We start from the raw sequence: 13667 nt of genomic DNA on the forward strand, positions 1-13667 counted from the left end.
CCCCTTCGCTCCGCCTTAGAACTACAGGGTCATCAAAACCCGCCCCAGCCCGATCACCGCCTGCCGAGATAAGCCCGATGAGCAGTCTGTCCGTGCGCCTGCCCAAGGCCGCCGCGGTGCGCTTCGCCCTGTCCGACTGGGCGCACACCGACGGCGTCACCTGGATGTTCATCCTCAAGACGCTGATCACCGCCTTCACCGCCCTGTGGCTGGCCTACCGCCTGGAACTGCCGCAGCCCAACACCGTGCTGGTGAGCGCCTTCATCGTGCTACAGCCGCAGAGCGGCCAGGTATTGGCAAAGAGTTTCTACCGCATCCTCGGTACCCTCGCCGGGCTCACGGTGATGGTCACCTTCATCGCCCTGTTCGCCCAGGAGCGGGTGCTGTTCCTGCTCTGCGTGGCGATCTGGGTCGGGCTGTGCACAGCCGGCGCGGCGCGCTACCGGGACTTCCGTGCATACGCCTGCCTGCTCGCCGGCTACACCGCGGTGATGATCGGCATCCCCGCCACCCTGCACCCCGAAGGCGCCTTCATGCAGGCGCTGTGGCGGGTGATCGAGATCACCCTGGGGATTCTCTGCACCGGCGTGGTCAGCGCCATCGTCCTGCCGCAAACCAGCACCGCCGCCCTGCGCAACGCGCTGAACACCCGCTTCGGCGACTTCGCCGGCCTGGCCAGCGCCGGTCTCGACGGCACCTTGGACCGTGAGCGCTTCGAACAGGCCAGCGCGCGCATCGCCGCCGAAGTGGTGGGGCTGGAAAGCCTGCGCAACGTCACCGCCTTCGAAGACCCGCACATGCGCCTGCGCAGCGGCCGCCTGGCACGCCTGAACAGCGAGTTCATGCAACTGACCACGCGCTTCCATGCCCTGCAACGCCTGCTCGACCGGCTGCGCGAGCGTCAGGCCAGCAACGTACTCGAAGTGCTGATGCCATGCCTGATCGACGTCAGCGAATTGCTCGCCAGCTGGCATGGCCGCCCTCTGAGCGAGGCGGACGCGGAGCGCCTGAGCGTGCAACTGGAACTTTGCAAACACCACCTGATGCCGCGTATCCGCGAAGCTCGCGCCAGTCTCGGCCACACTTGCCCGCGCGAGGCAGATCAACTGGATTTCGAGACCGCCGCCGAGCTGTTGTTCCGCTTCGTCGATGACATGCACAACTACGCCCAGACCCACGCCTCGCTGGCTGCGCACAAGCACGAACGCGAGCAGTGGAAGGAGCGCTTCACGCCCAAGGCAAATGCGCTCGCCGCCGCAGTCGCGGGCTTCCGTTGTGCGCTGCTGGTGATCGTCGGCGGGGTGTTCTGGATCGAGACCTCTTGGCTCAGCGGCGCGACCTTCGCGCTGACCTCGGTGCTGATCGCCGCGCTCTCCTCCGCTTCGCCCAATCCCAAGCGCCTGTCGCTGCAACTGACGCTCGGCACGCTGCTCGGCGCGACGCTGGGCTTCATCCTGACCTTCCGCGTGCTCCCGCACATCGATGGCTTCCCGCTGCTGTGCTTCGTGCTCGCGCCGGTGTTCGCTCTCGGCGCCTTCCTGATTACCCGGCCCAAATGGAGCGGTTATGGCGTCGGCCTGCTGGTGTGGTTCTGTATTGCCTCGCTACCGGCCAACCTCGCGCGCTACGATGCCTACACCTTCATCAACGAATACCTGGCGATGCTGCTGTCCATGGGCATGGCGGTGGTCGCGGCGATCGTCATACTGCCGCCGAACCGGCCCTGGTTGTGGGAACGCCTGGAGGCCGAATTGCGCCTGCGCGTGGTGCGGGTGATCAGCGATCCGCTGAAGGGTCTGTCATCGAACTTCGAAAGCGGCACGCGCGACCTGCTGAACCAGGCCTACGGGTTATCCACAGGCCGTCCGGACGTGCAGCGCCGGCTGCTGCGCTGGACCTTCCAGGTACAGGAGATCGGCCTGTCGATCATCGAGTTGCGCCGCGAACAGGAAGCCCTGCCGAAGGAGCCCTGGTACGCCGAGCGCATGCCCTGGCGCCGGGCCATTCGCGCGCTGGGCCGGGCGCTGATCCGGCTGTTCATCCAGCCCAGCGAGAGCAACCGCCAGCGCGCCCTGGCGGCGGTGGAACACGCCATCCACGCCACGCGTACCACGGACGACCGGCGCCCGCCGCACTTCGATTCCTCGCCCCTGCGCCGGGTGTGCAGCTACCTGCATTTCATCCGCACTTCGCTGCTCGATCCGCAGTCGCCGCTGCGCGACTGAAGACGGGCCGGCTCTGCGTAGGATGGGTGGAGCGAAGCGATACCCATCAACGCCACTCGCATCAATCCCGACAAACCGTCCGCTGTCCCAGCTCGATTCGCAGCCCCATTGCGAAGAGCACCGGGTGATCGATGGGTATCGCTTCGCTCCACACCATCCTACCGGTGAGTCCTGTGACAGTCCGCCGCAAGACCAGCCCTGAAACCCGCGTCACATCTGGATTGTTGCCTCTGAGTACGAAGTCTTGTTGGCGCCTGGATATATGACTCAGGTCAGGCAAATTCTATTATTTCCGTGCTGTTACAGCGCGCGCCGCAACACCACCCAAGACCCGTAATCATTCCCCAACGCTTCCCGATGCAGCCATGCGCTGAACGTCACGGACCCGTCACGTCCGGACTCCGGGAACAAGGCAGGTAAATTCATGAAAGCTGTAGTCATCCTGGCCATGCTGGGCTTCTCTTCGCTCGCCCTCGCCGAGCAGGTGAACGCCGCCGACCAGGCGCCAAGCGCGGCCGTGGAGCAGTACACCTACGACATGAAAATGGACGTCGCCCACGTCATCTCGACCACCGACGTATCCAACGAGTGCGGCATCGTGCCGGCACGCATGACCTACGAAGACTCTCAGGGTCAGCGCCACACCGTCGAATACCAGGTGTGGGGCAACGGCTGCTCCGGCGGCTAAGCAACTTGCGCAGTGCCGCCGCGGCCCACGCAGCCCCGGCGGCAATGCCAACCCTCTTCCTACGGCTGCAGCGCCGCCTTCGCGATATTGCGACTGTGCGCGCCGAAATGCCGGATCAATTGCAGAATCTGCTCATCCAACGCCTCATCGTGGCGGAACGGCTCCGGTGAATTCCCCGCACTGAAATCCCCCGCCGGCGCCTTCTCGTTCTCCAGCCAATGGCCAATCGCCGCTTCGAATGCCGCTGCATGGGCATGGGATTCGCTCGCCACCACCTCGCGCAGATACTCGGTCGAGTACGGTGGATAAGTGCCATCCGTGCTGACATCCGCATAGGCCGCCAGCAACGGCGACTGCCCGCCCAGGCGCAGCGTCTCGCGCAGCCAGTCCACCTGATATCGCTCCACACCGGTATGACGGTCCGCCACGCGCTGGATCGCCGCCTGCTTGTCGGCATCGAAGCCGGCCATGGACTTGCCCGCCGTCCACAGCATGCTGGCGGTGGTCTCACCCGGCAGCGGTGTCGAGTGGTACGGCTGGGTCATGTCCTGGATGTAGTGCATGGCCCAGCCGAGAAAACGGTAACCCCAGTACGGATGGCCTTTCTCGAAGGCGAAGCGTGCCAGGCCGTAGAACTGATAGGCGCGCCACTCCGGCCAGTTGCGCTCCAGGTACGGCGCGCCGGTGAAGATGATCGCATCCTCGTGGTAGAAGCCCATGTGGAACGGCGCCTGGGAGCTGAACTCGTAGCGCGGGTCGCCGAACGGCTGGGTGCCGAAGCCATAGCGCTGGCCGGCTTCGCCGGGATTGTCGCTGAACAGGTTGATGTCGTGGCCGAAGTCCGGCTCATCGGCTGCGCTGGCCAGCACGTCCAGCGCGGGAATCTTCTCCCCGGCCTGAAGCTGCACGAAACGCCATTGGTTCCAACCGGAGAGGTTGCGGAACACCAGCACGTCCGCTGGCTGCAGTGCGGCATGATTCGGCAGTTCACCGCCGGGCGGCGGCTGCACGGCGGTGGCCAGCTTGATCTCGGGGTTCAGGCGCAGTGCCATGAGGAAGGCCTTGCGCGGATCTTCGCGGCCATCCTCGCTCAGGCGCAGGTCATCCGGGCGCGGCGGGTACTGGCGGAAGTGTTCGCGGGCATAGGCTTCCTGCTCGTCCAGCAGCTTCACCAGGCCGGCGCGCTGCTGGGTGATGAAGCTTTCCAGCGGCTCCACCTCGACTTCCGGCGCCTGGGCGACGGCGGGCAATTGCTGCAGGGCGATGTAGCTGCCCAGGGTGTGATTGGACCAGGCCCAGAGGCTTTGCGGCAGGACCAGCAGGCCCGCCAGCAGGCAGGTGGAAAGTCGCTTCATCGGCTCTTCGCTCTTATTTGCCAGTGCAGTTATTTGCCAGTGCAATGCGGAAAATTCCGACGCAGCCTAACAACACAAAGCTCTGCGGGCACTGTCGAAGCTTGCCAGCGCGAGTCACCGATAACGCCACGGCTGACCATCATCAATGGCGCGAACGGCCTCAGCCACTACACTTGCCCGGCATGGAAAGGCCCCGGCGGCGCGTACCTGCCGGTCACTCGAAATAAGGGCGTCCCCATGCTGCAGTCCGTTTCACCCAAGCAAGACCTCCCCCTCAAGCCCGATCCTGCCGAATCCCGCAGCGGCGTCCTCGCCCCCTTCAGCATCGCCGCGTTCCGCATCATCTGGATCTGCAACCTGTTCGCCAATCTGGGCACCTGGGCGCAATCGGTTGCCGCCGCCTGGGTGGTCACCGAAGCCCATGCCAGCCCGCTGATGGTGGCGATGATCCAGGTCGCCTCGGCGCTGCCGCTGGTGCTGCTGTCGATCATGTCTGGCGTGCTGGCCGACAACCACGACCGACGCAAGATCATGCTGGTGGGCCTGACCGTGGAGCTTTCCGGCGCGGCGTTGGTGACGGTGCTGGCGTTCATGGGCTACCTCGACCCGCTGATGCTGATCGTGTCGATCCTCTGGCTGTCGCTGGGCAGCTCGATCACCATCCCCGCCTGGCAGGCGGCGGTGAACGAGCAGGTACCGCCACGCATGCTCGGCGATGCGGTGCTGCTCAACAGCGTCAACTACAACGTCGCCCGCGCCGTCGGCCCGGCCATCGGCGGTCTGCTGCTCTCGGCCACCGGCGCCTCCTGGGTATTCCTGTTCAACTGCATCTGCTACGCCTCGCTGATCTGGGCGATCTGGCAATGGCGCCGCGACGTGCCCAAGCGCACCCTGCCGCCGGAGCACATCTTCGAGGGCGTGATCGCCGCGCTGCGCTTCACCCAGTACTCCAGCGTCACCCGCCTGGTGATGCTGCGTTCGGCAGTCTTCGGCCTGTCGGCAAGCGCCATCTGGGCCCTGCTGCCGCTGCTGGCACACCGCAACCCGGACGGCAGCGCCTCGGTGTACGGCTACATGCTCGGCGCCCTGGGCCTGGGCGCCATCGTCGCCAGTACCGTGGTGAGCAAGGCGCGGCAGTGGCTGGGCAGCAGCCGGCTGATCAGCTTCGCCGCCGCCACGCTCGCCGTGGTCATGCTCATCCTGGGCTGGGTCGACAATCTCTGGGTGATCTTCCCCGCCCTGGTACTGGGCGGTGCCTGCTGGATCGCAGCGGTGGCTACCTACAACTCGGCGGTGCAGATTCTGGTACCCGACTGGGTCAAGGCGCGCGCCCTGGCGCTGTACCAGACAGCCATCTACGGCGGTCTGGCGGCGGGCTCTTTCCTCTGGGGCCATTTCGCCGAAACCATGGGCGTGCAAGGCGCATTGATCGCCGCTGGCTGTCTGCTGCTGATCTCCGTGGCCCTGCTCTACAACTCGCGCCTGCCGGAGCTGAACTCCGCCAGCATCGCCCGCGCACCGGGCGGTATGCCGGGGCAACCGACCTTCGTGTTCAATCCCGAGCGCGGCTCGGTACTGGTCTCCATCGAGTACCGGATTCCCGCCGAGCGCACGCGCGATTTCGTCCGCGCCGCCAAGCCGTTGCGCCGCCTGCGCCTGCGCAACGGCGCGGAACGCTGGGCGCTGTATCGCGACGTGAGCAACCCGGAAATCTGGCAGGAGCTGTTCCTGGTGGACAACTGGATCGGCCACCTGCGCATGCTCGATCGCCTTACCCTCGAGGACAAGACCATCATCGACAACGTCACCAGCCTGCACGACGGTGACGCGCCGCCGGTGATCCGGCACGGGGTGAGTTACGAGTCTGGCAGTTACGAGGCACCGCCGGAGACGCTGGGCTAGCGAAGCAGAAACAAAAACGCCTCCCGGTCAGGGGAGGCGTTTCAGGAGACGCGAGAGCGTTACTCCGCTGCCGGCTTCTTGCGCTTGAGCGGCGCCAGGCCATCCTGGCTCACGACCTTCGACGGGCCGGACTTCGGCTTCGCAGCGGGTTTCTTCTTCGCCGGCGCCTTGCCGCCGGACTTCTTCGCATCGTCCTTTTTCTTCTTGGTACCGGCGGCCTTGCCCGACGCCTTGACCTTCTTCGGCCCCTTGTACGAGCCCTTCAGCTCCTTGATGGTACGCAGCTCGAAGCGCAGCTTGAGGTAGCGCTCGATGCTCGACATCAGGTTCCAGTCGCCATGGCCCACCAGCGAAATCGCGGTGCCGGCGGCGCCCGCGCGGCCGGTGCGGCCGATCCGGTGTACGTACTCGTCACCACGACGGGGAATGTCGAAGTTGATCACCAGATCCAGGCCGTCGACATCCAGGCCGCGGGCAGCCACGTCGGTAGCGACGAGGATCTTCACCGCGCCCTGCTTCAGCCGCTCGATGGCCAGCTTGCGGTCCTTCTGGTCCTTCTCGCCATGCAGCACGAAGACCTTGTGGCCGGCGGCGATCAGGCGACCGGTCAGGCGGTCCGCGGCTACGCGGGTATTGGTGAAGACGATGGCCTTTTCATAGGTCTCGTTGGTCAGCAGCCACTGCAGCAGCTGTTCCTTATGGCCGACGTGGTCGGTCAGGATCACCTGCTGACTGACATCTTCGTTCAGCTCGCTGACGCGGTTGAGTTGCAGGTTCTCCGGCTCGCGCAGGACCTTCTCGACCATCTCGTGCAGGCCGCTGCCGCTGGTGGCGGAAAACAGCAGGGTCTGGCGCTCGGCCGGGCACTGTGCGGCGAGCTTGAGCACGTCCTCGGAGAAGCCCATGTCGAGCATGCGGTCGGCTTCGTCGAGGATCAGTACTTCGACGTCACCCAGCGGCAGGTTGCCGGCGTTGAACTGCTCGTTCAGGCGGCCGGGCGTGCCAATGATGATTTCCGGATTCTTGCGCAGGCGCGCGCCCTGCACCTTGAAGTCCTCGCCACCGGTGATCAGGCAGGCCTTGATGAAAGTGAACTGGGCGAAGCGCTCCACTTCCTTGAGGGTCTGCTGGGCCAGCTCGCGGGTCGGCAGCAGGATCAGCGCGCGGGCGCCGCTCTTGGGCTTCTCCTCGGTGAGCAGGCGATGCAGCAGCGGCAGCACGAAGGCCGCGGTCTTGCCGCTGCCGGTCTGCGCCGTCACCCGCAGGTCGCGTCCCTCCAGGGCCTTCGGAATGGCCGCGGCCTGGACCGGGGTCGGCTCGGTGAAGGACAACGAATCGAGCGCCTTGAGCAGGCGTTCGTGCAGGGCGAATTGGGAGAACAAGGCAGACCTCGATATCACGTAAAGACCAAATAGCTGCATAGCTTAATGTTTGCCGAGCCGGCGCGCTGGAAATATTGCCGGCGAGCCTTGCAGGCGACTTGCCGCGTCAATAACCCGACAAACGTTGCGGCGCCCGGCGAAAGGCAATGCCATGCTCTGATATGCCTGGGAAAAAGGAGAATACAGGTGCCATCGACTCTCATTTACTACGTCGCAGCCAGCCTCGACGGCTACATCGCCCGCCCGGACGGCAGCGTCGACTGGCTCGAAGGCTACGGCAACGAACACGACGACCATGGCTACGCCGCCTTTTACGCCAGCATCGACGGCCTGCTCATGGGTCGCGCCACTTACCTGTTCTGCCTGAATCAGGACGACTGGCCCTACCCGGACAAGCCCGCGCTAGTCATGACCCGTTCCAACCACCTGCCCCACGCCGCACCGCAGGTCGAACTGGAGCACTACACGCCGGTGGACGCGCTCGCCTCGCTGGAGGCACGTGGCTGCCAGCGCATCTGGCTGGTAGGCGGCGGCAGCCTGGCGGGTAATTTCCTCGCCGCAGGCTTGCTCGACGAAGTGATCGTCAGCATCATTCCGCACCTGCTCGGCGCTGGCATCCCCCTGTTCAGCATCGGACTCGAGCAACGCCTGCAGCTGCTGGAGCAGCGCAGCTTCCCCAGCGGCATCGTGCAGATGCGCTACCAGGTTCTGAAGGAAACGCCCTCGCCATGACCACCACCATTCGTATCGCCGCCGCCTGCCTGCTGGATGAAGCCGGACGGCTGCTGCTGGTGCGAAAGCGTGGCACCCTGGCTTTCATGCTGCCCGGTGGCAAGCACGAGTCCGGCGAGACGTCCATCCAGGCCCTGCTGCGCGAATTGGGCGAAGAACTCGACCTGCACCTGGCGACCTCCGCGCTGACGCCGCTCGGCCACTTCCAGGCCGACGCCGCCAACGAACCGGACATGCGTGTGGATGCCCACGTCTACGTCGCCACCCTGCCCCACGCCGTCCAGCCCGCCGCCGAGCTGGAAGAGCTCGCCTGGCTGGACCCCGCCGGTGACTACCCGCACAACCTCGCCCCGCTGCTGCGCGAGCAGGTTCTTCCCGCTCTGCTTGCCCATCTGGACTGATTCGTTCAGTTCAAATACCTGCATTTCGTCGGGTTTTTCCTTAAGAACTCCTTTCGCCCTGGCTTTTCGCCAGCAATTTGCGCGTGGCTTTCGCCTGCGCCGAAACCCCCGGTTTATAGGGCTTCCGGCTATAAGGTCAGGCCGTGACTGATGCGTCTGAACACATGTCACGCTGCGTCCTGCAAGTCACAGGGGAGTTGTCAGAATCGACAGACGGTACGAACTGTCATGAAAAGTCGTTCAGAATGCGTGGAATTTTTGAGCGGACCAAAGGAAACCACGCCGACAACAAGGGCGATCCAGCGGAGTCTGGGCGATATCAACCAGCAAGAAGACATGCCGAATGCGAAGTACCCTTTTGACATGCCTTTCCATAGGCTTGGCGACTTTTTTAGCCGCCACTGAGGCAACCGCCTCCTCCAAGATCACGCGTTCCTATCAACCCGCACCGGTTGATCTCCGTGTCCCGGTCCAGGGTAGTGCCCTGCTGACCTTCAACGCCAAGCCGGTCAAGCCGACCAAGAGCGAGGCGCACCAGGTGACCCAGCGTGCCTACAGCATGATCGGTACGCCTTACCGCTGGGGTGGCACTTCGCCCAAGCGTGGCTTCGATTGCAGCGGCCTGGTGAACTACGTGTTCCAGAACGTCGATGAAGTCGACCTGCCGCGTACCGCGCAGCAGATGTACAGCATGCGCGGCAACTCGAAAGTGGCGCGCGGTGACCTGCAGCCCGGCGACCTGGTGTTCTTCCGCATCCACAACCGCCGCAATGTCGACCACGTGGGCATCTACGTCGGCGATAACCAGTTCGTCCACGCGCCGCGCCGCGGCCAGAAGGTACGAGTCTCCGACCTTGGTGGCGACTACTGGAAAAAGCATTACACCGCTGCCCGTCGCATCCTGCCGGAAACCCTGGCCAAAGCTGACGTTGGCGGTCGCTTCGACTGACGCTGAGCGCTCTCCCCTCTCGGGAGAGCGCCTGTCCCTTGTCCTTCTTCCCTTCGCTTACAGACCGCGACGCGCCTGTCGGCGCAGCAGTCGCGCACTATCCCAACCGGTCAGCAGCACGGCAATCCAGATCGGCCCGTAGGTCCAGATCTGCGCCGGATTGAACGCCTCGCCCAGGAACAGCACGGCGATGGCGAAAAGCAGCACCGGCTCGACATAGCTCAGAATCCCGAACAGCCCCATCGGCAGCAGCCGGCTGGCCGCCATCATCGCGCCGAACGCCAACGCGCTGATCAGCCCCAGCAGCGGCAGCAATGCCCACAGGCGCGGCACCTCCTCCAGCACCTTGCCGCTATCGGTTATCCACAGGGTCGCGAGAGCGAACGGCAGCAGCACGATCATCTCGAAGACAAAGCCCGACAGCGAATCCACCGCCATCTTGCGGCGCAACATGAAGTACGGCGGATAACCCAGCGCAGTGATCAGGGTGAACCAGGAGAACGCGCGCGTAAGCCACAGCTCGTGCAGTACGCCGGCCAGCGCGAAAGCAACGGCGATGCCCTGCAACGTAGTCAAGCGCTCGCCATAGAACACTCGGCCGCAGAGCACCATGGTCAGGGGCAGCAGGAAGTAGCCCAGCGACAACTCCAGCGTGCGCCCAACCATGGGCGCCCAGATGAATACCCCCCACTGGATCAGCATCATCGCCGCCGTCAGCGGGAAGCACGCCAGCAGCCATGGCTCGCGCAGCAGCCGCCGCCCCGCATCGCGCAGCACGCCACCCTGACGGGTGAACAGCACCAGCAGCAGGACCATGGGAATCGACCAGACTACCCGGTGTGCGATCACCTGGATGCTGGTCAGCGGCTCCAGCGAGTGGATGTAACCCGGCAAGGTCACGAACAGCACGGAAGACGCCAGGGACAGCGCTACACCACGTCCGGAGATGTTCATGCGAAGCGCTCCCGCTGACGACGCAGGCCGAAACGATTGACGCCCAGCGACGCCACGATCACCGCACCACCCAGCGCCAACCGCGGCAAGTCGGCAGCCTCGTTCCAGATCAGCAGGTTGATCAGCAGGCCCACCGGCACGTGCAGGTTGTTCATTACCGCCAGGGTGCCGGCATCCACCATCGTGCCGCCCTTGTTCCACCAGAACTGCCCCAGTGCGGTGGCCAGCAGGCCCATCCACACCAGCACGCCCCACTGCAGGTCGGTGGTTGGCAGCTTCTGCGGATTGCCGAACAGCAGCCAGCCCGGCAGCGCGATCAGCAGTGCGCCAACGAAGAAGTAGCCGAAGCGGCGGTATTGCGGGATATCCGAGGGATAGCGCTGCACCAGGTGCTTGTAGAACACCTGCCCCGCCGCGAAGGTCGCGTTGGCCAGTTGCAGCAGCAGGAAGCCCTGGATGTAGTCGCCGCTGACGCCGTCATAACGAATGATCCCTGCGCCCAGCACCGCAACGGCGGCAGCCAGCAGCGCCCAGGCGTTGAAGCGGCGGTTCAGCGCATCATCGATGAGCGCCACGTGCAGCGGCGTCAGCACGGTGAACAGCAGCACTTCCGGCACCGTCAGCACGCGGAAGCTCTGGTAGAGACAGACGTAGGTAATGCCGAATTGCAGCGCGCCGGCCAGCATCACGCCGGCGATGAAGCGCGGCTCGACGCCGCGCCAGCGGGTCAGCGGCAGGAACACCAGGCCGGCCAGCACCACGCGGGTCAGCACGGCGAAATAGCTGTCGACCTGCCCGGCGAGGTACTCGCCGATCAGGCTGAAGGAGAACGCCCAGAGGACGGTGACGAAAAGCAGGTAAGGCATGGAAAAGGCGACCGGAACGGGGCAGGCAACATAGCGTCAGTCTCAGCGTAGGAAAAGCGCTGCGCGCCCGCGCCCTGCGAAAGGCAGAAACGAAAAAGGGCGACCGAAGTCGCCCTTTTCCTTGGATGGTAAATCAGGGATTAGCCCTGGTTCTCCATCTGAGCACGGATCAGATCACCGATGGTGGTCGGACCAGTCGCTTCTACGTCTTGCTTGTGACGCAGTTCTTTCATCGCATCTTTCTCGTCATCAACGTCTTTCGACTTGATGGAGAGGGAGATGACGCGGCTCTTACGGTCGATGCTGATGATCTTGGCTTCGACTTCTTCGCCTTCTTTCAGAACGTTGCGAGCGTCTTCAACGCGGTCACGGCTGATTTCGGAGGCTTTCAGAACGCCTTCGATTTCGCCACCCAGGCTGATGACAGCGCCTTTGGCGTCAACTTCCTTCACGGTACCGCGAACGATGGTGCCTTTCTCGTTGAGCGAGGCGTAGTTGGAGAACGGATCGTCTTCCAGCTGCTTGATACCCAGGGAGATGCGCTCACGCTCCGGATCAACGGAGAGGATGACGGTTTCCAGCTCGTCGCCCTTCTTGAAGCGGCGAACGGCTTCTTCGCCAACTTCGTTCCAGGAGATGTCGGACAGGTGAACCAGACCGTCGATGCCGCCTTCCAGGCCGATGAAGATACCGAAATCGGTGATCGACTTGATGGTGCCGGAGATCTTGTCGCCCTTGTTGAAGCGGCCAGAGAAGTCTTCCCACGGGTTGGACTTGCACTGCTTGATGCCCAGGGAGATACGACGACGCTCTTCGTCGATGTCCAGAACCTGAACTTCCACTTCGTCGCCAACCTGAACGACTTTCGACGGGTGGATGTTCTTGTTGGTCCAGTCCATTTCGGAGACGTGTACCAGGCCTTCCACGCCCTCTTCCAGCTCGGCGAAGCAGCCGTAGTCGGTGAGGTTGGTGACGCGCGCGGTCACGCGGGTGCCTTCCGGGTAACGGGCTTTGATGGCAACCCATGGGTCTTCGCCCAGTTGCTTCAGGCCCAGGGATACGCGGTTGCGCTCGCGGTCGAACTTCAGAACCTTGACATCGATCTCGTCGCCAACGTTGACGATTTCCGACGGATGCTTGATACGCTTCCAGGCCATGTCGGTGATGTGCAGCAGACCATCGACGCCGCCCAGGTCAACGAACGCACCGTAGTCGGTGAGGTTCTTGACGATACCTTTGACCTGCTGGCCTTCCTGCAGGGATTCCAGCAGAGCTTCGCGCTCGGCGCTGTTCTCTGCTTCCAGCACGCTGCGGCGGGAAACGACAACGTTGTTGCGCTTCTGGTCCAGCTTGATGACCTTGAACTCGAGCTCTTTGCCTTCCAAGTGAGTGGTGTCACGCACCGGACGCACGTCGACCAGCGAACCCGGCAGGAACGCGCGGATGCCGTTGACGTCGACGGTGAAGCCACCCTTGACCTTGCCGTTGATGACGCCTTTGACCACTTCGTCGGCAGAGAAAGCAGCTTCCAGAACGATCCAGCTCTCGGCACGCTTGGCTTTTTCGCGGGACAGCTTGGTTTCACCAAAGCCGTCTTCTACCGCGTCCAGCGCAACGTGGACTTCGTCACCCACATTGATGGTCAGCTCGCCCTGTTCGTTGTAGAACTGCTCGACCGGGATGACGCCCTCGGATTTCAGACCGGCATGGACGGTGACCCAGTCACCATCGATGTCGACCACGATGCCGGTGATGATCGCACCCGGCTGCATGTCGAGGGATTTCAGACTTTCTTCAAAGAGTTCTGCGAAGCTTTCGCTCATGTCTATACCTGTAGTCAAAGGCTTGTAAGCCCGATTCCGCGCCACCAGCGAACACGGTCAAGTGATGAAAAAGAAGCCAGCAGGATCAAGACTGGTATCCTGCCGGCCCCCTGTTGCACCCGCGAAAGCGGATGCTCCACATTCAGATTTTAAGGGAACGTTTCGCTCAATATGGGCGAAACCCTCCCGATACAAGGTCTGGAATGGTAGCAATGGATACCGATTGCGTCAATCGGCGCCCCTGCTTTCCAATGCCCTTCGCGACGCCAGCCTCGTTCCTTTATTTTCGCCCAGCCTCGGAAATTGGGAGAGCCGCCCGTCAGTTCCCTCCTGCGGACATTCTTACCCGAAAAGAAAAAGCCCCGGCCATGCCGGGGCTTTTCGATTCCC

General features: G+C 63.6%; 11 protein-coding genes. 6 read left to right on the forward strand and 5 right to left on the reverse strand.

Going from position 1 to position 13667, the window contains the following annotated elements:
- Positions 1–77: 77 nt before the first annotated feature.
- On the forward strand, positions 78–2225 hold the full coding sequence (locus FAS41_RS12340; protein ID WP_138522577.1) for an FUSC family protein: 2148 nt from the start codon (positions 78–80) through the stop codon (positions 2223–2225).
- 424 nt (positions 2226–2649) lie between these two features.
- A complete protein-coding gene (locus tag FAS41_RS12345; protein ID WP_138522579.1) occupies positions 2650–2913 on the forward strand; it encodes a DUF2790 domain-containing protein in 264 nt (87 codons plus the stop codon).
- A gap of 59 nt (positions 2914–2972) precedes the next feature.
- Here the strand turns inward: FAS41_RS12345 and FAS41_RS12350 are convergent, their stop codons facing one another.
- Positions 2973–4268, reverse strand: a complete 1296-nt coding sequence (locus FAS41_RS12350) for a phospholipase C/P1 nuclease family protein (RefSeq protein ID WP_138522581.1) — start codon at positions 4266–4268, stop codon at positions 2973–2975.
- 237 nt (positions 4269–4505) lie between these two features.
- Between FAS41_RS12350 and FAS41_RS12355 the strand changes: the two genes are divergently transcribed.
- Positions 4506–6170 carry an MFS transporter gene (locus tag FAS41_RS12355; RefSeq protein ID WP_138522583.1) on the forward strand — a complete coding sequence of 555 codons (1665 nt, stop codon included), beginning with the start codon at positions 4506–4508 and terminating at the stop codon, positions 6168–6170.
- 59 nt (positions 6171–6229) lie between these two features.
- Here the strand turns inward: FAS41_RS12355 and FAS41_RS12360 are convergent, their stop codons facing one another.
- Positions 6230–7567 (reverse strand): DEAD/DEAH box helicase, encoded by a 1338-nt coding sequence (locus tag FAS41_RS12360; RefSeq protein ID WP_138522758.1) that lies wholly within the window; start codon positions 7565–7567, stop codon positions 6230–6232.
- 171 nt (positions 7568–7738) lie between these two features.
- On the opposite strand from FAS41_RS12360, the gene FAS41_RS12365 reads away from it, so the two are divergent.
- From FAS41_RS12365 to FAS41_RS12375, 3 genes are all read left to right on the forward strand, one after another.
- Positions 7739–8284, forward strand: coding sequence for a dihydrofolate reductase family protein (locus FAS41_RS12365; protein WP_138522585.1), 546 nt, complete (start codon positions 7739–7741; stop codon positions 8282–8284).
- Positions 8281–8685, forward strand: a complete 405-nt coding sequence (locus FAS41_RS12370) for an NUDIX hydrolase (protein ID WP_138522587.1) — start codon at positions 8281–8283, stop codon at positions 8683–8685. The genes FAS41_RS12365 and FAS41_RS12370 overlap by 4 nt, the downstream gene beginning before the upstream one ends.
- Positions 8686–9028: 343 nt before the next feature.
- Positions 9029–9634: a C40 family peptidase gene (locus FAS41_RS12375; protein WP_138522589.1), complete on the forward strand. Its 606-nt coding sequence runs from the start codon at positions 9029–9031 to the stop codon at positions 9632–9634.
- Positions 9635–9691: 57 nt separating this feature from the next.
- Here FAS41_RS12375 and rarD read toward each other — a convergent pair whose 3' ends face one another.
- From rarD to rpsA, 3 genes are all read right to left on the reverse strand, one after another.
- Positions 9692–10588, reverse strand: coding sequence for an EamA family transporter RarD (rarD, locus tag FAS41_RS12380; protein ID WP_138522592.1), 897 nt, complete (start codon positions 10586–10588; stop codon positions 9692–9694).
- Entirely contained in the window at positions 10585–11454 is an 870-nt protein-coding gene (locus FAS41_RS12385; protein WP_138522594.1) for a carboxylate/amino acid/amine transporter, read from the reverse strand. Before FAS41_RS12385 ends, rarD begins: the two co-directional genes overlap by 4 nt.
- Before the next feature lie 140 nt (positions 11455–11594).
- Positions 11595–13277, reverse strand: coding sequence for a 30S ribosomal protein S1 (gene rpsA, locus FAS41_RS12390; protein WP_045210085.1), 1683 nt, complete (start codon positions 13275–13277; stop codon positions 11595–11597).
- Positions 13278–13667: the final 390 nt, after the last annotated feature.

Source organism: Pseudomonas nicosulfuronedens (assembly GCF_005877905.1).
GTDB classification, from domain to species: Bacteria; Pseudomonadota; Gammaproteobacteria; order Pseudomonadales; family Pseudomonadaceae; genus Pseudomonas; species Pseudomonas nicosulfuronedens.